Annotated in this window: 22 protein-coding genes; 13 read left to right on the top strand and 9 right to left on the bottom strand. The window is 70.6% G+C overall.

What is annotated here, in order from left to right; translation table 11 throughout:
- Positions 1 to 105: 105 nt before the first annotated feature.
- Positions 106 to 1,044 (top strand): RNA polymerase sigma factor SigJ, encoded by a 939-nt coding sequence (gene sigJ, locus ACPXBU_RS21510; RefSeq protein WP_425759363.1) that lies wholly within the window; start codon positions 106 to 108, stop codon positions 1,042 to 1,044.
- 45 nt (positions 1,045 to 1,089) lie between these two features.
- Here sigJ and ACPXBU_RS21505 read toward each other — a convergent pair whose 3' ends face one another.
- Positions 1,090 to 1,299: a DUF397 domain-containing protein gene (locus tag ACPXBU_RS21505; RefSeq protein WP_425759362.1), complete on the bottom strand. Its 210-nt coding sequence runs from the start codon at positions 1,297 to 1,299 to the stop codon at positions 1,090 to 1,092.
- Positions 1,296 to 2,159, bottom strand: a complete 864-nt coding sequence (locus ACPXBU_RS21500) for a helix-turn-helix domain-containing protein (protein ID WP_425759361.1) — start codon at positions 2,157 to 2,159, stop codon at positions 1,296 to 1,298. Before ACPXBU_RS21500 ends, ACPXBU_RS21505 begins: the two co-directional genes overlap by 4 nt.
- A gap of 328 nt (positions 2,160 to 2,487) precedes the next feature.
- Here ACPXBU_RS21500 and ACPXBU_RS21495 point away from each other — a divergent pair, with 328 nt between their 5' ends.
- Both ACPXBU_RS21495 and ACPXBU_RS21490 read left to right on the top strand, forming a co-directional pair.
- The gene (locus ACPXBU_RS21495; RefSeq protein WP_425759360.1) at positions 2,488 to 2,736 is read left to right on the top strand and encodes a DivIVA domain-containing protein; all 249 of its coding nucleotides are present in this window, start codon (positions 2,488 to 2,490) and stop codon (positions 2,734 to 2,736) included.
- Positions 2,737 to 2,831: 95 nt separating this feature from the next.
- On the top strand, positions 2,832 to 3,068 hold the full coding sequence (locus ACPXBU_RS21490; protein ID WP_425759489.1) for a hypothetical protein: 237 nt from the start codon (positions 2,832 to 2,834) through the stop codon (positions 3,066 to 3,068).
- Positions 3,069 to 3,081: 13 nt separating this feature from the next.
- Here ACPXBU_RS21490 and ACPXBU_RS21485 read toward each other — a convergent pair whose 3' ends face one another.
- The gene (locus tag ACPXBU_RS21485; protein ID WP_425759359.1) at positions 3,082 to 3,807 is read right to left on the bottom strand and encodes an alpha/beta fold hydrolase; all 726 of its coding nucleotides are present in this window, start codon (positions 3,805 to 3,807) and stop codon (positions 3,082 to 3,084) included.
- Positions 3,808 to 4,051: 244 nt separating this feature from the next.
- On the opposite strand from ACPXBU_RS21485, the gene ACPXBU_RS21480 reads away from it, so the two are divergent.
- A complete protein-coding gene (locus tag ACPXBU_RS21480; protein ID WP_425759358.1) occupies positions 4,052 to 4,573 on the top strand; it encodes a hypothetical protein in 522 nt (173 codons plus the stop codon).
- 128 nt (positions 4,574 to 4,701) lie between these two features.
- Here ACPXBU_RS21480 and ACPXBU_RS21475 read toward each other — a convergent pair whose 3' ends face one another.
- Positions 4,702 to 5,478 (bottom strand): DeoR/GlpR family DNA-binding transcription regulator, encoded by a 777-nt coding sequence (locus ACPXBU_RS21475; RefSeq protein ID WP_393374413.1) that lies wholly within the window; start codon positions 5,476 to 5,478, stop codon positions 4,702 to 4,704.
- A gap of 36 nt (positions 5,479 to 5,514) precedes the next feature.
- Entirely contained in the window at positions 5,515 to 7,518 is a 2,004-nt protein-coding gene (locus ACPXBU_RS21470; protein ID WP_425759357.1) for a beta-galactosidase, read from the bottom strand.
- 285 nt (positions 7,519 to 7,803) lie between these two features.
- Between ACPXBU_RS21470 and ACPXBU_RS21465 the strand changes: the two genes are divergently transcribed.
- From ACPXBU_RS21465 to ACPXBU_RS21435, 7 genes are all read left to right on the top strand, one after another.
- Entirely contained in the window at positions 7,804 to 9,132 is a 1,329-nt protein-coding gene (locus tag ACPXBU_RS21465; protein WP_393374419.1) for an ABC transporter substrate-binding protein, read from the top strand.
- A gap of 21 nt (positions 9,133 to 9,153) precedes the next feature.
- Positions 9,154 to 10,110 (top strand): carbohydrate ABC transporter permease, encoded by a 957-nt coding sequence (locus ACPXBU_RS21460; RefSeq protein ID WP_425759356.1) that lies wholly within the window; start codon positions 9,154 to 9,156, stop codon positions 10,108 to 10,110.
- Complete coding sequence (locus tag ACPXBU_RS21455; RefSeq protein WP_425759355.1) at positions 10,107 to 10,988, top strand: carbohydrate ABC transporter permease; 882 nt, start codon at positions 10,107 to 10,109, stop codon at positions 10,986 to 10,988. The genes ACPXBU_RS21460 and ACPXBU_RS21455 overlap by 4 nt, the downstream gene beginning before the upstream one ends.
- Entirely contained in the window at positions 10,985 to 13,192 is a 2,208-nt protein-coding gene (locus tag ACPXBU_RS21450) for an alpha-galactosidase (RefSeq protein WP_425759354.1), read from the top strand. The genes ACPXBU_RS21455 and ACPXBU_RS21450 overlap by 4 nt, the downstream gene beginning before the upstream one ends.
- A 104-nt stretch (positions 13,193 to 13,296) precedes the next feature.
- Positions 13,297 to 13,698: a YciI family protein gene (locus ACPXBU_RS21445; protein ID WP_425759353.1), complete on the top strand. Its 402-nt coding sequence runs from the start codon at positions 13,297 to 13,299 to the stop codon at positions 13,696 to 13,698.
- A 6-nt stretch (positions 13,699 to 13,704) separates the two neighbouring features.
- On the top strand, positions 13,705 to 14,964 hold the full coding sequence (locus ACPXBU_RS21440) for an RNA polymerase sigma factor (protein WP_425759488.1): 1,260 nt from the start codon (positions 13,705 to 13,707) through the stop codon (positions 14,962 to 14,964).
- A gap of 365 nt (positions 14,965 to 15,329) precedes the next feature.
- A complete protein-coding gene (locus ACPXBU_RS21435) occupies positions 15,330 to 15,650 on the top strand; it encodes a DMT family transporter (protein ID WP_234581628.1) in 321 nt (106 codons plus the stop codon).
- Positions 15,651 to 15,704: 54 nt separating this feature from the next.
- Here the strand turns inward: ACPXBU_RS21435 and ACPXBU_RS21430 are convergent, their stop codons facing one another.
- Positions 15,705 to 17,123: a cellulase family glycosylhydrolase gene (locus ACPXBU_RS21430; RefSeq protein WP_425759352.1), complete on the bottom strand. Its 1,419-nt coding sequence runs from the start codon at positions 17,121 to 17,123 to the stop codon at positions 15,705 to 15,707.
- A gap of 377 nt (positions 17,124 to 17,500) precedes the next feature.
- Between ACPXBU_RS21430 and ACPXBU_RS21425 the strand changes: the two genes are divergently transcribed.
- Together ACPXBU_RS21425 and ACPXBU_RS21420 are read left to right on the top strand one after the other, a co-directional pair.
- Positions 17,501 to 18,463 carry a TIGR03557 family F420-dependent LLM class oxidoreductase gene (locus ACPXBU_RS21425; RefSeq protein ID WP_425759351.1) on the top strand — a complete coding sequence of 321 codons (963 nt, stop codon included), beginning with the start codon at positions 17,501 to 17,503 and terminating at the stop codon, positions 18,461 to 18,463.
- Positions 18,460 to 19,299: an alpha/beta fold hydrolase gene (locus ACPXBU_RS21420; protein WP_425759350.1), complete on the top strand. Its 840-nt coding sequence runs from the start codon at positions 18,460 to 18,462 to the stop codon at positions 19,297 to 19,299. Before ACPXBU_RS21425 ends, ACPXBU_RS21420 begins: the two co-directional genes overlap by 4 nt.
- A 178-nt stretch (positions 19,300 to 19,477) precedes the next feature.
- Here the strand turns inward: ACPXBU_RS21420 and ACPXBU_RS21415 are convergent, their stop codons facing one another.
- The 3 genes from ACPXBU_RS21415 to ACPXBU_RS21405 are packed head-to-tail and all read right to left on the bottom strand — an operon-like array spanning position 19,478 to position 22,905.
- Positions 19,478 to 20,554 carry a hypothetical protein gene (locus ACPXBU_RS21415; RefSeq protein ID WP_425759349.1) on the bottom strand — a complete coding sequence of 359 codons (1,077 nt, stop codon included), beginning with the start codon at positions 20,552 to 20,554 and terminating at the stop codon, positions 19,478 to 19,480.
- Between the two features lie 31 nt (positions 20,555 to 20,585).
- Positions 20,586 to 21,395, bottom strand: a complete 810-nt coding sequence (locus ACPXBU_RS21410; protein WP_425759348.1) for an endonuclease/exonuclease/phosphatase family protein — start codon at positions 21,393 to 21,395, stop codon at positions 20,586 to 20,588.
- A 19-nt stretch (positions 21,396 to 21,414) separates the two neighbouring features.
- On the bottom strand, positions 21,415 to 22,905 hold the full coding sequence (locus ACPXBU_RS21405) for a phosphatase PAP2 family protein (protein WP_425759347.1): 1,491 nt from the start codon (positions 22,903 to 22,905) through the stop codon (positions 21,415 to 21,417).
- Positions 22,906 to 22,970 lie beyond the last annotated feature (65 nt).

Genomic DNA, 22,970 nt, shown 5'->3' with positions numbered 1-22,970 from the left:
CGCAGCCCTTCGGAATGTGAGGTGGCGCGTCGGCCTCACCTTCCGGTGCGCTGTCTTGTCGTAACAGGGAGAGGCACCGAAGCGAGCGAGGGAGACGGCCAGACCATGACCACCAGAGTCGAGCCCGGCGACGAGCACAGCGATCCGGGCCTCAGCGCGATCATGAGCGAGCGGCGCCAGTTGATCAACCTCGCCTATCGACTCGTCGGGTCCCTTGCCGACGCCGAGGACGTCGTGCAGGAGACCTACGCCCGCTGGTACGCCATGTCCGCACGGGAGCAGCAGGCCATCGAGTCGCCCGGCGCCTGGCTGGTGACGGTCGCCAGCCGCATCTGCCTGAACCTGCTCGGCTCGGCGCGTGCGAGGCGGGAGACGTACGTGGGCGACTGGATCCCGGAACCGCTGCCCGAGCCCTCGGAGTGGATCACCGGGCGCTCCGACGTCGACGGGAACGATCCGGCCGATCGGGTCACCCTCGACGAGTCAGTGACGATGGCCTTCCTGGTCGTCCTCGACTCGATGACCCCGGCCGAACGCGTCGCGTTCGTCCTGCACGACGTCTTCCGCTACCCCTTCGGCGAGGTCGCCGAGATCGTCGGCCGCACTCCGGCGGCGTGCCGCCAACTGGCCTCGTCCGCCCGCCGTCGCGTCCGCACCGTGCCGACCCCGACGGGCCCGAGTGCCGGGCAGGCCAGCATCGTCAGGCAGTTCAAGACGGCGTGGGAGGCCAAGGACATCGACGCCCTGATCAGTCTGCTCGACCCCCACGCCACCGCGACCGCCGACGGCGGCGGGCTCGCCGTCACCCACCTGCAGCCGATCGTGGGCGGGGAGCAGATCGCCCGCGCCTACGCCGAGATCGCGCGTGTGGCGGGCGATCGCACGACTTTCGTGGAGTGCATGGTCAACGGCTTGCCCGGCCTGTTGGCGCAGCAGGACGGCACCGTCGCGACCGTGTTCGCGTTCGAGATCACGCACGACCGGATCAGGCACATCTGGGCGGTGCGTAACCCCGAGAAGCTCCGAGCCTGGCGGCTCAGCTGAGGTGCGATCGGATCGCGACCAGCACCAAGATCTACGAGACGGAACCTAGCCGAACTCGCCGTCCTTGACACCGAGGACGAACGCGGTCCATCCAGCGGAGGGATAGACGAGGGTTGCCGCAGCGCGATCCTTGCTGTCCCGTACCGCCACTCGACCAGAACCGTCCAGGACGGGCCCTGCCTCGACACAACTGCCGCCGTTGCTGTCACTCTTGCTGCTGATGTGCCAGGCGACCTCGGACATGCTCTCGCTCATGACAACTCCTCCGCAATGCTCGTGATCAATTTCGTTGACTCGCTCTCGCTGAGCGCGGAATCCAGCAGACGAGCGTAGGTGCGAACAAAGCGCTCAGCCTTCGGCGACTCCAGGTAGAGTCGCCCTCCCAAAGACTCCACGTAGGCAACCGCAGGATACGGCTCCGGTAGACGGAATATCCAGAACGTGCCGTCCAGTCCTTGGTGCAGGGCCACGCCGCGCGGCATGACTCTGATTGCCACGTTGCCCCGCCGCTGCGCCTGCGCAAGGTGGTGCAGTTGTCGCCGCAACACCTCCGGGCCGCCGACCATCCGCCGCAGCGCAGCTTCGTCGATCACAGTAGAAATCGTGAGTGGGCGACGTCGCCGCAGGACCTCTTGACGGGTCATCCGGAGTTCGACCCAGCGGTTGATCGTCGCTTCATTGACCCCCGGTTCCGCCGCGTTACGAATCACGGCCTCGGCGTAGTCCCGGATCTGAAGCAACCCTGGAACCAGGGTGAGATGGAAGCAGCAGACCTGCTCCGCGCGACCTTCGAGCCAGGGGTATTCGATGAAGGAGGCGTCCACGACGTCGCCATAGTCCTCGTCCCACCGATCGGTGCGCCAAACTTCCTCGGCAAGCGCCAGCAGGCGGGCCCGTTCGGCCGCGTGGTGAAATCCGTAGAGATCCAGCAACGCGATCACATCACCCTTGCGAATCGGCCAGTCCGCCCGCTCGTACCGACCAAGCGCGGACATGTCGCGTTGAAGATGCTCGGCGACCAACTTCAACGTCATCCCCCGCTCCTCCCGCAGAGTCCGTAACTGCTGACCCAGCCATTGGGCACGGAGGGTCCGGATGAAGGGCTTGTGCGGCATGATCCACCTCTCAAATCGTTGGCGAGGCCCGCGTAGGAACCATTGCTCCAGTTCTTGGCGACTGGAAACGTGGCCTTCGGGTGAGGGTGATCGCCGGCCCCCGGGGAAGCCCGGTGCAAACACGGCAACCGCGGCTGCGCCAACAGCCGAGAAGGTGACGAGAGACGGCCTCGCGAGTGGCAGTCGCATACCGAGCTCTCGTCGGGTCTCCACTAGAGCGTCGGGATGTGCGAATCCCGGCTCCGAACCGACTTGAACGAATACCTACCACGAAATTGGGCGCCCTCGCGACCCTGACTCACCCGTCGACGACGACGAGAGGTGAACGATGACCAGAAGCTCGCTCTACGACGGCGGCCGGCTGCATCCGCGGCACGTCCGCGACCGTCAGTTCGCCACCGTCGGCTTCGGCCGGCGGGGCCTCGATCCCGCAGAGGTACGGAGGTTCCTGCACCGGGTCGCGCTCGACCTGACCGTGCTGCACCAGGATCTGGCGCTGCTCAGCGCGGAGAACGCCCGGGTGAAGCGGGCACTGCGTGCCTGGCACGGCGCCGGGCCCGAGAGGCGTCGGCCGTGATCCCGCCGTACGAGCCGCCCGGTGGGATCTTCGTGCCGCTGCCTCGGGCCGCCGTGCTGGCGTTCACCGAGTCGTCCGAACCGCCGCCCCGACACGTGATCCACCTGCCGGTGGCGGTTCCGGACCTGGCCGGAGCGCTGGAGATGGCCCGTACCCTCGCCCGGTCGCTGGCACCGATGCCACAGGTCGACGTCGTCGGTACCACCGTCTCGGCCGAAGACGCGCAGGACGTACGACATTGGGTTTTCTGCGACCGGATCATGCCCGATCGACGCCGGTGTGCGCGGCCGGCCGACCACAGCGGAGTCTGCCTGCCCAACGACGACTCCTAGCGCGGCGGGTCCGTCATTCCGCCCCAGCCTCACGAGCCTGCCGTTTGCTGTGCGCCGACTCAGTCGCGACGTGCTCGTCGAGCAGCACCGCAGCGACGGTCTCCGGCGCCTCGTGCATGGCGTCGTGGCCGGTCGGGACATCGTGGATCTGCCAGTCGGGATCGCCTTCGAGTCGGGCACGGAGGTGCGCGAACGGCGTGCGGTCCTCCCATCCGGAGCAGTAGACGAACTCGCGGCGCGGGACCTGGGCGAGCGTGCCCGTGAGCCGAACCGTTTGCAGGAACGAGCCGAGAGGGTGGGGACGGCGGCGGGGGTCGCCGTCACCCGGCGGGTGGACGGCGTAGCCGGTGGATGCGGCACCGGCAACGAACACGCCCCGGAAGTGCTCGCTGGTCGACGACCAGCACGACTCGCCGTCGCGCGGGACGTAGGCGTCGAGATGAACCAGCCGGGAGATCCGGCCACCGGCGCGGTCCGCGGCGGCGGTGATCACCATCCCGGCGTAGCTGTGGCCGACCAGGGTCACGTTCGTGAGGTGGGCGCGATCGAGCAGCCGCAACACGTCGTCGGCGTGGGTGTCGAGGTTGGCGGTCGCGACCGTCTCCTTGTCGTCGTCCGGCCGCAGACCGGTCAGGGTCAGGGCGTGAACGGCATGACCGGCACGCTCCAACAGCGGAATCACCGCCTCGAACGCCCAGGAGCCCTTCCAGGCGCCGGGCACGAGGACAAACGTCGCCATGTGTTTCTCCATGTCTCAAGCCGAGGCGTCGAGGCACGCCGCCCCGACGTCAGGCGGTTCGGTCGGGCGCTGTGCGCGGCCGAGAACCACCCGCTTGAAGGTAGTCTCGCCGGATCCACAGGTGGCCCACTACCGATAGGCGGCCACGTAATGCCCGGCGCCGCCGCTGTCTGCGGCGGGCCGACCACGACGAAGCCTGCTCGCCCGTAGACGATCCCTAGATCGACTTCTACCATCGTGGACGATGAAGACGAGGCGACGGGCACGGGCAGCCATGCTCGCTGCGGCGGTCGGGCTGCTGGTGGTAATCGGATGCGTCACGACAGTCGTGGTCGAGACGCGTGGATGCCGGGAGTCACTGAAGGCCGACGAGGCGAAGGTCCGGGTCAGCCGGTGGGATCCGCCGGAGGACCTGCCAAACATCGGTGAATATTCGGAGATTCACTGGCAGGCGCGCGCATTGGGCAACCCGTGTTCCCTGGTCCCCGGCCCAACGGACTGGGAGCATCAGGGCGTCGCCGTCCTGCGTCCCCAGGATGCGCGCACGTTGGCAGCGCAGTTCGAGTTCGTGCCGTTCGCTGCCGACAAGCCGGCTGAGTTGCCGCACTCGCGCACACCTGCGGGTGTTTGGCCGAGCCTCGTATCATTCCTTCCGACCGAGCCCCGGTGGCTGCACAGCCAGGCCTACGACGAGACCCCGCCGTCGCCAGGCGGGCGGGTGGTGTTCCTGGACGTGGAACACCAGACGCTGCTGTTCATGCTCTGAGCCACGCCTCGCGCGCCGCCGCATGGTCGACTCGGGTTTCTGGATAGTGCGGTGTCCGGGTGGCCGGGACACCCCGGTTTTCGGGAGGCCGAGTCGATCAAGGTTGGGGCACGCGCGACGTTGGACGTCTAGTCGGGCTCGACGATGACCAGCTCGCCCACCTGTTCGCCGATCGTGGTGCGTGCCTCGGGTGGCAGCCCACGGTCGGTGATGAGGACGTCGGCGGCCTCCAGTGGGGCGATGGTGGCGATGCCGATGGTCTCCCACTTGGTGTGGTCGGCGAGCACCACGAGCCGGCGGGCGGCGCCGATCAGGCACCTGTTGACACCGGCCTCCAGCAGGTTGGGGGTGGTGAATCCGGTACGCGGGCTGATCCCGTGCACGCCGAGGAAGAGCAGGTCGACGTTGAGTGCGCTGATCGCCGCTTCGGCCACCGGCCCGGTCAACGCGTCCGACGGAGTGCGGATGCCGCCGGTCAACACGACCGTCTGGTCGCCGCGCGGGTCCTGGTAGAGCGCGTCGGCCACCGGGATCGAGTTGGTCACCACGGTCAGCCCCCGCACGTCGGAGAGCAGGGTGGCAAGCGCGGCGGTGGTGGTGCCGGCGGAGAGCGCGATCGCCATCCCCGGCTCCACCATCGTCGCCGCCCGCTCGGCGATCGCACGCTTCTCCGCCTGCTGGCGGATCGACTTCGCGGCGAAGCCGGGCTCCTCGGCCGAACCCGGCCCGGCGAGTGTCGCGCCGCCGTGCACCTTGTCCACCAGGCCGCGCTCGGCCAGCGCCTCCAGGTCGCGGCGGATCGTCATGTCGGACACGCCGAACCGGCTGACCAGGTGGCTCACCCGTACGCCGCCGCGTTGGCGGATCAGATCGAGGATGGCGGTCTGCCGCTGTTGGGCGAGCATCTGGGGATTCTCCTTCGTGCGTACCGTCGCCGAGGTTCAGGCCGGATCGTCGGTCCGATCCTCACGGACGACCGCCACCGCACCGGCCGGCACCATCAGCTCACCGGAGCATCGCGCACCGGTCAACAGATCGGTGCCGCGCGCCGGGAGCCGGATCTCCGCCTCGGTGTGGTTGAGGACGAACAGCCAGGTGCGCTCGCCGTCGCGCCGGCGTACCACCTCCACGCCGGGCGGCGCCGGCACCGGCGGGCGCACGCCGGCCTCGTCGAGGAGCCGGGCGACCAGCCGGTCGGTGGCCGCGTCGTCCAACCTGGTGCCGACATACCAGGCGGCGCCGTCGCCGACGCGGTGCCGGGTCAGCGCCGGCACGCCCGGCAAGGGCCCGTCGGTGTACGACGCGAGCACCTCCGCGCCGTCCGGGTGCAGCCACTCGGTCCACACGTCGGCGGTGCTGCCGTCGTCGAGGCGGACCTGCTCGCCCTCGCGCAGGGGGAAGAACTCCTCGGTCCGTACGCCGAGCAGCTCCCGGAACGCGCCGGGGTAGCCACCGAGGCGGATGTGGTCGTTGGAGTCGACGATGCCGCTGAAGTAGGTGACCGCCGCGGTGCCGCCACCCTCGACGTGGCGGTGCAGTGCGGCGACGTCGGCGTCCCGGACCAGGTAGAGGGTTGGCACCACGACAAGCCGGTAGCCGCTGAGGTCGGCCGACGGGTGGACGACGTCGGCGGTCACGCCGGCCCGCCACAGGGCCCGGTAGAGGGCGTTCAGTCGGTCGTCGTAGGTGATGTCGGCGCTGGGGTGGGAATCCAGCTCGACTCCCCACCACGCCTCCCAGTCGAACAGGATGGCCACGTCGGCGTCCACCCGACTGCCGCGTACCTCGGCGAGGGCCTTGAGGTCGGCGCCGAGTTGGCAGACCTCGCGGAACACCTTGGTGTCCGGCCCGGCGTGCGGCACCAGCGCGGAGTGGAACTTCTCGGCGCCGGCCCGGGAGGCCCGCCACTGGAAGAACAGCACGCCGTCGGCGCCGCGGGCGACGTGCGCCAGACTGTTGCGGCGCAGTTGGCCGGGCAGCTTGGCCACGTTGCGGGGCTGCCACTGGACCGCACTTGTGGAGTGCTCCATCAGCAGCCACGGATCGCCGCCGGCGACGCCCCGGGTGTGGTCGGCGGCCAGCGACAGACCGAGGTGCGCCTGCGGGTCGGCGGCGGTCAGGTAGTGGTCGTTGGACACCAGGTCCACGTCGTCGGCCCAGGACTGGTAGTCCATGTGCTTGACGCCCATGCCGATCATGAAGTTGGTGGTGATCGGCTGGCGGACCAGTGTCTTCAGGACCTCGCGTTCGGCGCGCAGTTGGGCGCGCAGCTCGTCGGAGGAGAAGCGCAGGAAGTCGAGCTGCTGCGTGGGGTTGGCGAAGGCCGTCACCGTGCGCGGGGGGTTGATCTCGGCCCAGTCGCCGTAGTGCTGACTCCAGAACGCGGTGCCCCAGGCGTCGTTGAGCCGGGCCAGGTCGCCGTAGCGTTCCCGCAGCCACCGGCGGAACGCCTCGGCGCTGACGTCGCAGTAGCAGTGCGCGTTGTGGCAGCCCAGCTCGTTGGAGACGTGCCACATCACCACGGCGGGGTGTTCGGCGTACCGGCCGGCGACCGCCCGCACCACCTCCAGCGACCGCTCGCGGAAGATGGGCGAGCTGGGGCAGTACGCCTGGCGGCCACCCGGCCAGAGGATCGTGCCGTCGGCCTGTCGGGGCAGCGTCTCCGGGTGCGCCCGGGCCAGCCACGGCGGCGGGCTGGCGGTGGCGGTGGCCAGGTCGACCTGGATCCCGCCGTCGTGCAGGAGGTCCAGCGCCCGGTCCAGCCAACCGAACTCGAAACGGCCGGGGGTGGGCTCCAGCAGGGCCCAGGAGAAGATGCCGACCGAGACCAGGTTGACCCCGGCCCGCCACATCAACTCGACGTCCTCGGGCCAGGTCTCCTCAGGCCACTGCTCGGGGTTGTAGTCGCCGCCGAAATAGATGCTGTCACCCTGCCATCGCCGCATGAGAGCAGAGGGTGCACCTCGCGCGGTGTCGAAGTCAACAGGTTCCAACATCGATCCGTTTTCCAACGTTTACCGGGTTACCCGCGTATCACAACTGGGTTATCGAAGGTGAACTGCCCCCTTGACAGCGCCTGACTGAGGGGTAACTTGAGGCCCCACTGGCCGATCGTGTTGACCAATGTGGATTCTCGGTGGATCCCAGTGGTCGGTCACGTCGACGCACCTCCCACCACCCCCACCTCTGACGGCCCTGGCGTAGCACCTCTTCATCCGCAGGAGGCACAGATGTCCCGTCCCCGATCCCAGGCCGAGTACCTCGCTCGGCTCGTACCACCCTCCGTCGCCGGCATCAACCGACGATCCCTGCTGGCCGGAGCAGCTGGCACGGGCGCCCTGCTCGGCACCGGCCTCCTCGCCGGATGCGGCGACGACTCCGGCTCCGGCGGGTCCAGCAAGGACGTGTCGCTCGGCTCCAACCAGTCCGACCCGAAGCCGAAGGACGTCCTCGTCAAGGTCACCGACGGGTTCAAGACCGCGTCCGGCGTGCAGGTCGCGGTGAACACCGTCGACCACAACACGTTCCAGGAGAACATCAACAACTACCTACAGGGCAAGCCGGACGACGTCTTCACCTGGTTCGCCGGCTACCGGATGCGCTTCTTCGCCCAGAAGGGCCTGGCCAGCGACATCAGCGACGTGTGGGGCAAGATCTCCGGCTACTCCGACGCCTTCAAGAAGGCCTCCACCGGCGACGACGGCAAGCAGTACTTCGTGCCCGCGTCCTACTACCCCTGGGCGGTGTTCTACCGCAAGTCGGTCTGGCAACAGCACGGCTACCAGGTGCCGACCACCCTGGATCAGTTCACCGCGCTCGGCGCGCAGATGAAGAAGGACGGCCTCACCCCCATCGCCTTCGCCGACAAGGACGGCTGGCCCGCGATGGGCACCTTCGACATCCTCAACCTGCGGATCAACGGCTACCAGTTCCACGTGGACCTGATGGCCGGCAAGGAGGCCTGGACCTCCGACAAGGTCAAGAAGGTGTTCGACACCTGGGCCGGCCTGCTCCCCCTGCACCAGCCGGACAGCCTCGGCCGCACCTGGCAGGAGGCCGCGCAGTCGTTGCAGCAGAAGAAGAGCGGCATGTACCTGCTCGGCCTCTTCGTCGGCCAGCAGTTCAGCAACGAGGAGCAGAGCGACCTCGACTTCTTCACCTTCCCCGAGATCGACCCGTCGATCGGCGCGAAGGCCCTGGACGCACCCATCGACGGCTACATGATGGCCCGCAAGCCCAAGAACGAGGACAACGCCCGCAAGCTGATGGAGTATTTCGGCGGCAAGACCGCCGGGGACATCACGGTCAAGAGCGACCCGACCACCCTGGTCGCCAACACCAGCGCGGACACCAGCGGCTACACGGCGTTGCAGAAGAAGGCCGCCGAGTTGGTCGGCTCGGCCACCGAGATCGCCCAGTTCCTGGACCGGGACACCCGACCGGACTTCGCGTCCACAGTGATGATCCCGGCGATCCAGCAGTTCATCAAGAACCCCAAGGACATCGACGGTCTCACCTCGTCCATCGAGAACCAGAAGAAGTCGATCTTCACCGACTGACGGCGGAAGGGGAAGGACATCGTGTCCGACCTGCCCCTGATCCAAGCGGATCGCGCCGTGCCGCCGCCGGCCTCGACCACCCCCACGGGTGGTCGTCGCCGGCGGCTACGGCTCCTGTCCCGCACCGACCGCGTGGTCATCACGCTGATGGTGCTCGTCCCGCTGCTGCTCGTCACCGGGCTCGTCTGGATGCCGGCCGCGGCCACCGTGCTGCTGTCCGGCACCAACTGGGACGGCATCGGCCCCCTCAACGAGATCGAGTTCGTCGGCGCGCGCAACTACAGCGACGTGGTGAACATCTACCCGCCGTTCGTGCCGGCCATCCAGCACAACCTGCTCTGGCTGGCCGCCCTGTTCGTCATCGCCACCCCGTTCGGCATGTTCCTGGCCGTCCTACTCGACAAGGAGCTGCGCGGCAGCCGCTTCTACCAGACCGCGCTCTACCTGCCGGTGGTGCTCTCGCTGGCGCTCATCGGCTTCGTCTGGCAACTGCTCTACTCCCGCGACCAGGGCCTGATCAACGCCGTGTTCGGCAGCAGCATCGACTGGTACGGCGATTCGAGCGTCAACATCTGGGCGGTCCTGGTCGCCTCCGGGTGGCGGCACGTCGGGTACATCATGCTGCTCTACCTGGCCGGGCTGAAGGGCGTCGACCCTTCGCTGCGGGAGGCGGCGGCGGTCGACGGCGCCTCGGAGAGCCGGGCGTTCTTCCGGGTGGTGTTCCCGGTGATGCGGCCCATCAACATCATCGTGCTGGTGGTGACGGTGATCGAGTCGCTGCGCGCGTTCGACCTGGTCTGGGTGGTCAACAAGGGCCGCAACGGGCTGGAGCTGATCTCCGCGCTGGTCACCCAGAACGTGGTGGGTGAGGCGAGCCGGATCGGCTTCGGCTCGGCACTGGCCACGATCATGCTTGTCGTCTCGCTCGTCTTCATCACCATCTACCTGGCGACCGTGATGAGGGAGAACCGGGAATGAGCGTGGAGACTCCGGTTCGTCGGCGCACGCTGACCCCGTTACGGCTGCTGCTGCACGGCTTCCTCATCGTCGTCTCGCTGGCCTGGCTCTTCCCGATCGCCTGGGCGGTGCTGACCTCGCTGCGCTCGTACGACTACACCGCCGCAAACGGGTACGTGTCGTTCGGCGGCTGGACCCTCGACAACTACGTCACCGCCTGGCGGACCGCGGAGTTCGGCAAACACTTCCTCAACTCGGTGTACATCACCGTGCCGGCGGTGCTGCTCACGCTCTTCCTCGCCTCCTGCGTGGCGTTCGTCATCGCCAGGTTCAGCTGGAAGCTCAACATCGTCCTGCTCGGGGTGTTCACCGCCGCCAACCTGCTGCCCCAGCAGGCGTTGCTCATCCCGCTGTTCCGGCTGTTCACCGAGGTGCCGCTGCCGGAGTTCATGAGCGACTCGGAGCTGCTCTACGACAGCTACTGGGGGCTGATCCTGATCAACGTGGCCTTCCAGTGCGGGTTCTGCGTCTTCGTGCTCAGCAACTACATGAAGGCGCTGCCCCGCGACCTGTACGAGGCGGCGATGGTCGACGGAGCCAGCATCTGGCGGCAGTACTGGCAGGTCACCATGCCACTGTGCCGACCGGCCCTGGCGGCGCTGGCGACCCTGGAGGTGACCTGGATCTACAACGAGTTCTTCTGGGCCACCGTCCTGATGCGCACCGGGGACAAGTTCCCGGTCACCAGCTCACTCAACAACCTGCGCGGCGAGTTCTTCACCGACAACAACCTGGTCTCGGCGGGCAGTGTGCTCGTCGCGATCCCCACCCTGGTGATCTTCTTCATGCTCCAGCGGCACTTCGTCCGGGGCCTGACCTTGGGAGCCTCCAAAGGATGACAATCCTGCACCTGCGCCGCGCGCGGACCAGCCTGGTGCTCGACGCGCGCGGCCCGGGGCTGCCCCGGATCGTGCACTGGGGCGGCGACGTCGGCGACCTCGACGACGACGCCCTGCGCCACCTCGCCGAGGCGACGGTGCCGCCGGTCGTGCCGAGCAGCTTCGACCAGCCGCCTCCGCTGTCCCTCCTGCCGGAAGCGAGCGCGGGGTGGAGCGGCCGGCCGGGGCTGGCCGGGCACCGCGACGGACGAGACTGGTCCACCGCGTTCCGCCTCGACGGGTTCGACGTGCGGGACCTCGGCACCGACCCGGGCCACCCGGGTGCGGGCGGTGAGGCGGTGGGCGTACTCCCGGCCGACGGTGGGCACGGCGGATCCGGCGCGGCGCGGCTGACCGTGCGGGCGTCGGACCCGGCCGCCGGGCTGACCCTGACCAGCGAGATCGTGCTCGACCCGCACGGCCTGCTGACCGTCCGGCACCGGCTGCGCAACGACGGCGACACGGCGTACGAGCTGCGGGAGCTGACGCCGGTGCTGCCGGTGCCGGCGGTCGCCACCGAACTGCTCGACCTGACCGGCCGGTGGTGCCGGGAACGGTCCCCGCAGCGGCACCCGTGGCCGCACGGCGCCTGGGTCCGCGAGGGCCGGCACGGCCGGACCGGGCACGACGCCACGTTGCTGCTGGTGGCCGGCACCGCCGGGTTCGGCTTCGGCCACGGCGAGGTGTGGGCGGTGCACACCGCGTGGAGCGGCGACCACGTCACAGTCGCCGAGCGTCGACCCACCGGCGAGTCCACCCTCGGCGGCGGCGAGCTGCTGGCCCCCGGCGAGATCCGGCTCGACCCCGGCGAGTCGTACGACACTCCCCTGCTCTACGCGGTCTGGTCCGACGCCGGGCTGGACGGGCTCAGCGACGTGCTGCACACCCACCTGCGGGCTCGACCCGCGCACCCGCGCTCCCCCCGACCGGTGACCCTCAACGTCTGGGAGGCGGTCTACTTCGACCACGACCTGGACCGGCTGCGGGCCCTCGCCGACCGGGCCGCGCAGATCGGCGTGGAGCGGTTCGTGCTCGACGACGGTTGGTTCCGCGGCCGGCGCGACGACACCGCCGGCCTCGGTGACTGGTACGTCGACGAGTTCGTCTGGCCCGACGGCCTGCAACCGCTCATCGACCACGTGACCGGCCGGGGCCTGGAGTTCGGTCTGTGGGTCGAGCCGGAGATGGTCAACCCGGACTCCGACCTGTTCCGCGCGCACCCGGACTGGCTGCTCGCCGTGCCGGGCCGGCTGCCCCCGGCGTGGCGCAACCAGCAGGCGCTCGACCTGGGCCGCCCGGAAACCTACGACTACCTGCTGGAACGCCTCGACGCGCTGCTACGCGACCATCCCGGCATCAGCTACCTCAAGTGGGACCAGAACCGCGACCTCACCGAGGCCGGGCACCACGGCCGCCCCGGCGTGCACGGCCAGACCCTCGCGGTCTACCGGCTGCTCGACGAGGTGCGCCGCCGGCATCCCGGCGTGGAGATCGAGAGCTGCTCGTCCGGCGGCGCCCGGGTGGACCTGGCCATCCTGGCCCGCACCGACCGGGTCTGGGCCAGCGACTGCAACGACGCCCTGGAACGGCTCGGCGTCCAGCGCTGGACCGGGTTGCTGCTGCCGCCGGAGCTGATGGGCACGCACATCGGCCCGCACCGCTCACACACCACGAACCGCGTCCACGACCTGGGCTTCCGGGCGGCGACCGCGCTGTTCGGCCACCACGGCATCGAGTGGGACATCACCTCGATCAGCGCCGCCGACCAGACCGAGTTGGCCGCCTGGGTGGCACTGCACAAGCGGCTACGCCCGCTGCTGCACGCCGGGCGGGTGGTCCGGGTCGACCACCCGGACCCGGCCGTCTGGGCGCACGGCGTGGTCGATCACGACAACACCCGGGCGGTGTACGCGGTGGCGCGGCTGAGCACCTCGGTGACGCAGACTCCGGGCGCGGTACGACTGCCCGGCCTCGACCCCGGGCGGCGTTACCGGGTGCGACAGGTGGCGGACGTGCCGGCCCCGGCGACAATCCAGCGGTCCGCGCCGGCCTGGCTGGCGAACGGTGTCACCCTCAGCGGGGCGGCGCTGGCCCGGGTGGGCGTGCAACTGCCGGCCCTGCACCCGGAGCAGAGCCTGGTGCTGGAGGTCGACGCCGTTGTCTGACAAGATTCTCCGAAATCTTCGGTCGGGGTGTCGAGGAGGGCTTCGCCTGTTTCTACCTCAGGGTGAGAGCACCGACGAGGGTGCGCAGGCGTGAGGGGCCAATCATGAAATACATGCTGCTGATGCAGTTCAGCGCCGCCGGGACCGACTTCCCGAGCATCGACACCTGGACCCCGCAGGAGGTCCGGGCGCACATCGCGTTCATGGGCGAGGTCAACGGCAAGCTCACCGCCGCCGGAGAGTGGGTCGACGCGCAGGGCCTCGGCGGCCCGCAGCAGGCCCGGATCGTCCGCGCCGGCGAGGGCGGAGCGCCGGTGGTCACCGAGGGGCCGTTCGCGGAGACGAAGGAGTTCCTGGCCGGCTACTGGATCGTCGACTGTGACAGCCCGGAGCGCGCGGTGGAGCTGGCCGCGTACATCTCCACCGCACCCGGCCCCGGCGGCCGTCCGCTGAACATGCCGATCGAGGTGCACCCGGTGATGTCCGCCCCACCCCAGGAGCTGTGACGGCTGATCACCGACCCCCGCATCGAGGACCTGCTGCGCGAGTTGGCGCCGCAGGTCCTCGGCGTGCTCGCCCGTCGTTTCGGTGACTTCGCCACCGCCGAGGACGCGGTGCAGGAGGCGCTGCTGGCCGCCGCCACCCAGTGGCCGACCGAGGGGTTGCCGACGAACCCACGCGGCTGGCTGATCCAGGTCGGTTACCGCCGGATGATCGAGCTGGTCCGCGGTGAGCAGGCCCGGCGTCGCCGGGAGGACCTGGTCGCCCGCCGCGACCCCGACGACCGGCAGCACGCACCGGCCGCGGACGAGGAGTTGACCGCCGAGCGGGACGACACACTGGTCCTGCTGATGCTCTGCTGCCATCCGGCGCTCGCCCCGACGTCGGCCGTGGCGCTGACCCTGCGCGCCGTCGGCGGGCTGAGCACCGCCGAGATCGCCCGCGCGTTCCTGGTGCCCGAGGCGACAATGGCGCAACGGATCAGCCGGGCCAAGCAGCGCATCCGCGCGTCCGGGCTGCCGTTCCGGATGCCGGCGGAGGCCGAGCGGGCCGACCGGCTGGCCAACGTGCGGCAGGTGCTGTACCTGGTCTTCACCGAGGGCCACACCAGCACCGCCGGCCCGGACCTGCGCCGGATCGACCTCGCGGCGGAGGCGATCCGGCTGACCCGCGCACTGCACACGCTGCTGCCCGACGACAGCGAATCGACAGGGCTGCTGGCGTTGATGCTGCTGACCGAGGCGCGCGGCCCGGCGCGGACCGGGCCCTCCGGCGAGCTGATCTCACTTGCCGACCAGGACCGCAGCCGCTGGGACACGGCAGCGATCGCCGAGGGCATCGCACTCGTCACCCGTGCGCTGCCGCGTGGGCCCGTCGGCCCGTACCAGGTGCAGGCCGCCATCGCCGCCCTGCACGACGAGGCGCCGAACACCTCGCAGACCGACTGGCCGCAGATCCTGGCGCTCTACGAGGTGCTGGAACGGCTCGTCGGCAGCCCGGTGGTGGCGCTCAACCGCGCCGTGGCGACCGCCATGGTGCACGGACCGGCGGCCGGCCTCGCCGCCCTCGACGCGCTGCTCGACGACCCCCGACTGGCCGGGCACCACCGGCTGCCCGCCGCCCGCGCCCACCTGCACGAGATGGCCGGCGACCGGGAGCAGGCGATCATCGACTACCGGGCCGCCGCCGCGCGCACGAGCAGCCTGCCCGAACAGCGGTACCTGACGATGCGGGCAGCGCGACTCGCCGCCGAGCCCGTCGACCTCCCCTGACGCGGCGCCCTCCACCAAGCCCGGCGCGGCGCGGTCCACGGCCCGGCGCGGCCCGGCGCGGCCCGGCGCGGCGCCACCGTCCACCAAGCCCGGCACGGCCCGGCGCGGCGCGGCCCGGCCCGGCGCGGCCCGGCGCGGCGCGGCCCGGCGCGGCGCGGCCCGGCGCGGTTCGCCACCAGAGTTGGCAATCTTGGACACTTTCCGTTAGCGCGGAACTGTTAGCGCGGAACGGAAAGTGTCCAAGATCTAGCCGGTCAGCCCGCACCGGGGCGGCCGTCGTGCCGGTTGGTCGGCTGGTCGCGGACACCGCCGGCACTAACCTCAGCAGCGACGCGTTCATCGAGCATCGAACACCAGGGAGCCGTATGGCGTACGTGCTGCTGGGGATCGCCATCCTCGCCGAGGTTCTGGCGACCAGCCTGATCAAGAGCACCGCCGGGTTCAGCCGTCTCTGGCCGACGCTTGGTTGCCTCACCGGCTACGCGCTGGCGTTCCTCCTGCTGGCCCAGGCCGTGAAGGAGATTCCGGTCGGTGTCGCGTACGCCCTCTGGTCGGGTCTGGGCACCGCGGCGATCGTGGCGATCGGCGCGGTGTTCCTGGGCGAGTCGGTCGGGCTGGTCAAGCTCGCCGGCATCGCTCTGATCATCGCGGGGGTGGTCATCGTGAACCTGACCGGGGAGCACTGACCGCAGCCCGGCGCGGTGGCCGGGCCCGGTGCGGGCCCGGCCACCTGGCGTCGGTCAGCCTGCCGTGCAGCTCACCTCCGGCGTGGGGTTGCTGCCGGTCCAGCCGCCGAGGAAGCCGAAGCTGACGCTGGCACCGGCCGCCAGTCGGCCGTTGTAGTCCACGTTGCGCGCGGTCACCGTGGATCCGCTGCTGGTCACCGTCGCGTTCCAGGACTGGGTGACGCTCTGGCCGTTGGCGAGGGTCCACCGGGCGGTCCAGCCGGCGATCGCCGTCGCGCCGGCCGTCACGCGGATCTCGCCCTGGAAGCCGCCCTGCCACTGGCTTGTCACCGTGTACGACGCCGTGCAACCGCCTACGGGCGGCGGGGTGGTCGGCGGGGGCGTCGTGGGCGGAGGCGTGGTCGGCGGAGGCGTGGTCGGCGGAGGCGTGGTCGGCGGAGGCGTGGTCGGCGGGGGCGTGGTCGGCGGGGGCGTCGTGGGCTGGGTACCACCGAAGACGCTGGCCTCCCGCGCGGTCTGCCGGATGCCGTTGGCGCCGTTGAAGAGCCGCTGACCCCAGGTGGTCAGGCTGGCCGGGTTGAAGTTGGTGGCGAGGTCGAGGTATTCCACCCCTCCGCCGTTACCGCTCCACGACCAGCCCAACCAGCCGATCCCGTTGGCCTGGCTGTACGCGAGGATGGTGTCCTCGTCCGGGTTGCCGTCGGAGTGGTTGAAGCCGAACTCACCGACCACGATCGGCAGCCCGGCGGCACGGAACCGACCCAGATAATCGCTGATCTCGGCGGCGGTGTCGAAGACCCCGTACATGTGGACGGAGAAGACGGTGTTGCGGGCCGGGTCGGCGGCGAATACCGATGCGGCGTTGTCCCGCATGGTGAAGGACCAGTCCTGACCCCAGTTCGGCGCGTCCACCATGATCGTGTGGGTCAGCCCGCCGTTGCGTAGGCGTGCGATCGCGTTGGCGTTGTCGGTGGCCCACGAGCCGTAGTTCTGGTTGCCGTACGGCTCGTTGCCAATGTTGACGATGACGTATCTTTCCTGCCCGACGAGGACGTCGGCGAGGCTGAGCCAGTAGTCGACGGCCCGGTCGAGGGTGATGGCCCCGCTCTGCTCGCCGTACCCGGTGGTGTCGTGCACCTCGAGTACGCAGATCAGCCGGTTGGCCTTGCACGTCGAGATGACGGTGGCGACGTCGGCGTTCGTGTTGCGGGTCCACCGGTCTCCACTGGAGAGCACCACCCGCACGGTGTTCGCGCCGAGCGCCTTGACGTCGGCGAAGGAGTTGGTCTGCTGCGGGTACCAGGTGTGCGCGTGGTTCACCCCGCGCAGAACGAATTCGGTGCCGTTGGCGTCGTACAGCTTGCCGCCCGCAACGGAGAAACCAGCCGCGGCCCGCGCCGGCTGACCGAACGCCAGCACGGCGACGAGCAACGCGAGCAGAGCCGCGCCGGCGGCGGTGAGTCGAGTCTTCATGGCCTTCCTCAGGGAGGACCCCCGATGCCCGACAGGGGTGGGACGTGACAGGGGGAAGGCGGCTGCAGCCCGGCAGCCGCGCCCGACTCCGGCGCGCACGCATCAGCGTAGGGCGATGGATTGGCCCTCGCAACCGGTTCAGTTGGCAGACGCACACCCCGGACAGCCGCAACGGCCCACGCGAACGCGGGCCGTCACGGGGCGATCATCCCCACCACAGGATGTGCGCCGCCTCCGGGTCTTAACCGGTTAAGACCGACGGTAGGCAGGTCACCGGCCATCCGTCAAGCACTGCCATCTGAGAACCGGACGAGAGGGTTGACGGCGGCCGAGCGGGGTATCCGGGGAACGATCGGTCAGTGAGAGGGGATACCAGGATGGTCAGCGTCGGCTACACCCTGATGGGCGAACAGGCAGGTCCCAAGCAGTTGGTCGACCATGCGGTCCGGGCCGAGGCGGCCGGCTTCGACCAACTGGTGATGTCCGACCACTACTACCCCTGGCTGGACTCCCAGGGCCACTCGCCGTACGCCTGGTCGGTGCTCGGCGCGGTCGCCCACGCCACCTCCCGCGCGGAGCTGATGTCGTTCGTGACCTGCCCGATCCGCCGCTACCACCCGGCCGTGGTCGCGCAGAAGGCCAGCACCATCGGAGCGCTCTCGGACGGCCGGTTCACCCTCGGTCTGGGCGCCGGGGAGAACCTGAACGAACACGTGGTCGGTGGCTGGCCACACGTGCAGCAGCGGCACGAGATGTTCGAGGAGGCGCTGCAGATCATCCGGCCGCTGCTCAACGGGGAGACGCTCACCTTCTCCGGCAACCACTTCGACGTGCCCGACGCCTATGTCTGGGACCGCCCGGAACGGCCGGTGCCGATGGCCGTCGCCGCGTCCGGCCGGCAGTCCGCGACGTTGGCCGCCGAGTACGGCAACGGCATCATCTCCACCGAACCCGACCGGCACATCATCGAGATGTACGACGACGCCGGCGGCGCCGGCCAGCCCCGGTACGGGCAGGTGGCCATCTGCTACGGCCCCGACGAGGCCGAGTGCCGCAAGATCGTGCACGACCAGTTCCGCTGGTTCGGCATGGGTTGGAAGGTGAACGCCGACCTTCCCGGCCCGGAGTCCTTCGCCGCCGCCACCCAGTTCGTCCGGGAGGAGGACGTCGCCGAGGGCGTCCCCTGCGGCCCGGACATCGACGCGCACGTCGAGGCGTTCCGCAAGTTCGTCGACGCCGGCTTCACCCACGTGGCGATCATCCAGGTCGGCGGGGAGACCCAGCCGATGTTCCTGGACTGGGCGCAGGAGCAGCTACTGCCCCGGTTGCGGGCGTTGTGAGGCCACTGCCCGGCGGCCACTTCGGTCCGGCCGAGCTACGGCTCGCCATGGCCGCGCCCCGGCCGGCCGCCGGGCTGACGAGCGAGTGGCGGCTCGTCGACGGGCTGCGCACCCACACCCGGCGCAGTACGACCCCGGGGACCGGGGCGCCGCCCGTGGTGCTGGTGCACGGCCTGGCCGTCTCCCACCGCTACCTCACCCCGCTGGCCGTCGCGCTCGCCACCACCCACCCGGTGTACGTGCCGGACCTGCCCGGCTTCGGGCTGACCGAACACCCCGACGGCGCGTACGACGTCCACCGGCACGCCGCGCACCTGGCCGCCTGGCTGGCCGCGTACCGGCTGCCGCCGGTCTGCCTGCTCGGACACTCGTTCGGCGCGGAGGTGGCCGCCGCGCTCGCCGCGAACCACCCGGACGCGGTACGCGCGCTGGTGCTGGCGGGGCCGACAAGTGACCCGTCCGCCCGGTCGCGCCGGGGCCTGTTCGGCAGGTGGCTCGTGGACTGCCTGCGTGAAGCGCCGTTGCAGGCCCCGATCCTGGTCCGCGACGTCTGGAACGCCCGGCCCTGGCGGGTCTTCGCGACGGTGTCGCACTCGGTGCGCAACCCGATCGAGCGGGACCTCGTCCGCGTCAGCGCGCCGACCCTCGTCGTGACAGGTGGTCGTGACCCGGTCGTACCGGCGCCCTGGCGCGACGAGGCGACCCGGCTCGTGCCGGACGCGAGCCTGGTGGTCGTCCCCGGCGTCGCGCACAACGTGGTCACGACCGCCCCGACGCAGGTCGCGGACGCGTGCCGCCGCCTGCTCGCCCCGCAACCCGCGCTCTCGGACAGGTGACGCCATGCGCTTCGGCAACACGGAGATCCGCCCGCTCGGCGGTGGCCTCGGCTGCCTCCTGATGATCCTCTTCTCGGTCCTCGCCTCGGTGGTGCTCACCGTCCTGCTCAACCTGGTGCTGTGACGGCAGCGTCATCCGCCTTCGGCGGCGACCGCTACCGCGATCCGCCCGCTCCGGTCAGCGGCGTAGGCCCAGGACGCTGAGCACCTCACGGGAGGCCAGCCGGGCCGGGTCGAGCACCGACCGGCGGGTCCACCGGGCCGCGGGCGTGACGGTGGTCCGCCAGGCCGCCCGGACGCCGTGCGCGACCGGCACGACAGTCACCGACCAGACCCACCGGGCTCCCCGCAGCAGCGGGCGCACGGCGTGCCGCCACACCCAGCGCAGCCCGTGCCCGAGCGGGCGCAGCAGCAGGCGGTAGAGCAGCCGCAGCACCCATCCGGCCGCCCACCACGCGCCGACCACCACGGCGACGAGCAGCCGGACGAACCTCACGACGACCCACCAGATCCCCCGGGCCGACCCGACGATCGCGGCGCGCACCGCCCCGGCGAGCGCGCCGACGCCACGCCACAGCAGCCGCCCCGCGGGGGTGACCGCCGGGCCCAGCCAGCGCAGCGGCCGCACGACCAGGTGCTCGGCGAGCCACACCAGCGCGCGTCCCAGCGCGACGAGAGGTGGACGCAGCCCGTGGCGGGCCAACCAGACAAGCGGTGCCCAGAGCAGCCGCCGAACCGCCCGCCCCACTGCCGATCCCATCGCGGCCAGCACGCCACCGCACCAGACCAGCGGCGTCCAGAGCACCGTGCGGACAACCCAGACGATGCCGTACGCCAGCCAGATCAGCGGGCGTCGGATCAGCGTGCGGCCCACCCACCCGAGGCCCCTCCCCAGCCACACCAGCGGCACCCAGAGCAGGTTGCGGGCGCACCAGACCAGCGGGAGCCAGAGGAGTCGGTGCAGCGCCCAGGACAGCGGGGACAGCACCCAGCGACGCAGGAACCGGCCGGCGGGGCTGAGCAGGCTTCGGTACGTCAGCCGGCCGGCAGCCGCGATCAGCTCCCAGAGCAGGCGTACCGGCAGCACCACGACCAACGCCACACCGCGCGCGACGGCCGCGACGAGCGGGAGCGCGACGGCGGCCGGCTCTGCCGGGTCCGCGGTCGACGGTGCCGGACGCGCCGCCGACGGTGGGCCGGGGTGCCCGGTCGGCGGGCCGGGCAGCGGCGAGCGGTCAGGCCGACGGTCGGTCACGGTGGGCACGGTAACCGGCCCGCGCCAGGCCTCAGCCGCCGGTCGCGACCGGGCCGAGGTCGAGTGTGGTGAGCAGCGGATAGTGATCCGAGGCCCGGTCGGCCGCTCCGCCCCGCAGCACCCGGCACTCCCGCGTCCGCCGCGCCACGTCGCGCGTGCCGAGCAGGTAGTCGAGCCGCATTCCGGCGAACTCGGCTCCGCCGAAGCCTGTGGGCACGGTGTGGCCGTCGGCCTCGGGCGCCCCGCCGTTGCACGACGGCCAGAGATCGACCAGGTCGGCGGCGAGCAGCCGGGCGATCGCCCGGGTGTCCACGTCGCCACCGAAACGGCGCAGATGCCGCCGCCGGTAGAGAGCGGGCATTCCGGCCAGCCGCTCGGTGTGGTCGACGCTCGGGTCGAGCGAGTTGAGGTCGCCGGTGACGACAGTCAACGGTCCCCGGGCCCGTCGCACCGCCCGGGCCAGCCAGTCGGCCTCCATCCGCCGCCGCCCACCGGAGTACGGGTAGAGGTGGGCGCCGAGCACGGTGAGCGGGCCGGCGGTGGTCGCCACCACGACGCGGGCGGCGGCGTGGTGGAACGGCCGGCGCAGCGTCCCCGCCTCGACGACCTGGTACGGCGGCCGGACCAGCACCGCCACCGGCTGACCGACGCAGGAGCGGGCCAGGTGCGGCGTCATGCCCACCCGACCCGCCACGGTGGCCATCAGCCCGTCGCGGTCGAAGCCGCGCAGCTCCTGGAGGGCCAGCACGTCCGGCGTCTGCTCGTCGATGACCCGGACCACCTGGTCCAGCCGGTCGGCGCCGCCGCGATCCCGACCGCCGGTACGGATGTTCCAGGTCATCAACCGCAGCACGTGGCGCTCAGTCGGCTCGGCCGGCGCGCGCCAGCTCGTCGTCGAGGGTGTCCACGTCCTCCGACTCGATGGCCGGCTGGTTGCCCTCCTTCAGGTCGGCGTTCGGGCGGATGACGAGGTAGAGCAGCCCGATCCAGAGCGCGGAGAGCACGATCGCGCCCATGAAGTCGGTCGGGTGGTGCATGCCCCGGTACATCCGGGAGGTGGCGACCCCGACCGGCATGATCACGGCCAGCGCCACGAAGATCCAACGCCACCACCTGTCGGTACGCGGGAACACGATGACCGTGATGGCCAGCCAGACGCAGATGGTGGCCGCGATGTGCCCCGACGGGAACGACGAGGTGGGCATCTGCCCGTCGAGGTTCTCCACCGCCGGGCGCGGTCGGTCGACGGCGCGAGCCGAGGCGAGGAACAGGGTCAGCTCACCCACCATCGCCAACGCCAGGAAGAGCACCGGACGCCAACGCCGCCAGACCGCCAGCACCAGTGGGCAGAACACCAGCGAGATGATCAGGATGGCGTGGGTGTCACCGAACTTGCTCCACCACCAGCTCACGTCGGTCAACACGTCGGTGTGCCGGGCGGCGAACCACTGCGGCACATCGGTGTCGAGAGTGTCGAAGACGGTGCCCTTGGCGTGATAGCTGACGTACGTGCCGAAGCCGTAGAGCGCCCCGAACACGAGCACCCACCCGACCAGCAGCTCGGCCACCGCCGAGCGGGGGTGCGCCAGCACGTGCTCCTCGGCCGGGGCGGCGGCGATGTCGTGCCCGGCCTCCGGCTCCAGTCCCTCACTCAGCGACGGCACCGGCCGCCCACGCTCACGACGCCACAGCCGGAAGGCGTACGCGGTGACGCCCAACCAGGCCGCGCCGAGCAGCCAGCCGGCCAGCACGTCGGAGATGTAGTGCACGCCCAACGCGATGCGGGTCAGGCCGATCACCGCCACCAGCAGGCTGAAGCCGACGATCGCCGGCTTGCGCCAGCGCGGTGCCATGGCCGGCAGGAACACCAGCAGCAGAGCCCCGTACGCGACGATCGAGCCCAGCGCGTGCCCGCTCGGGAAGCTGTTGCCCGGTGCGCTGGCGATCGGCACGTCCACCACCGGGCGGAGCCGACCGACGAGCGTCTTCAGCGACGGGTCGAGGATCAGGCCGCCGACCCCGGTGACGATCAGGTAGACGGCCAGCCGTGGCTGTTTCCGGATCAGCAGCCCGATCACGGCGACGCTGACCAGCCAGATGTAGATCGGTCGGCCACCCAGGTCGGTCACCGCCTCCAAAACGGTGACGAGGGCGTGGTGCGGGGCGACGAGCCCGTTGAACCACTCGGCGGCGGCGTGGTCGGCGTCCTGCAACGGGCTCCACCGCACCCGGACGAGCAGCAACAGCAGCCCGAAGGCCACCCCGGCGCCGGTGACGGCCGCCAGACCCGCGATGCTCCGCTCGGCGAAGTGGCCGATCGGACGTCGCGCCATCTCCTTGACCGCGGTCACCCCGCACCTCCTTGTTCGGCTCTGGCGGGGCCGCATTACCCGATCCGCGTTCGCCGTACACGCCG

This window comes from Micromonospora sp. DT231 (genome assembly GCF_049847025.1).
GTDB lineage: Bacteria > Actinomycetota > Actinomycetes > Mycobacteriales > Micromonosporaceae > Micromonospora.
This window is presented reverse-complemented; position numbering and strand designations above follow the sequence as displayed.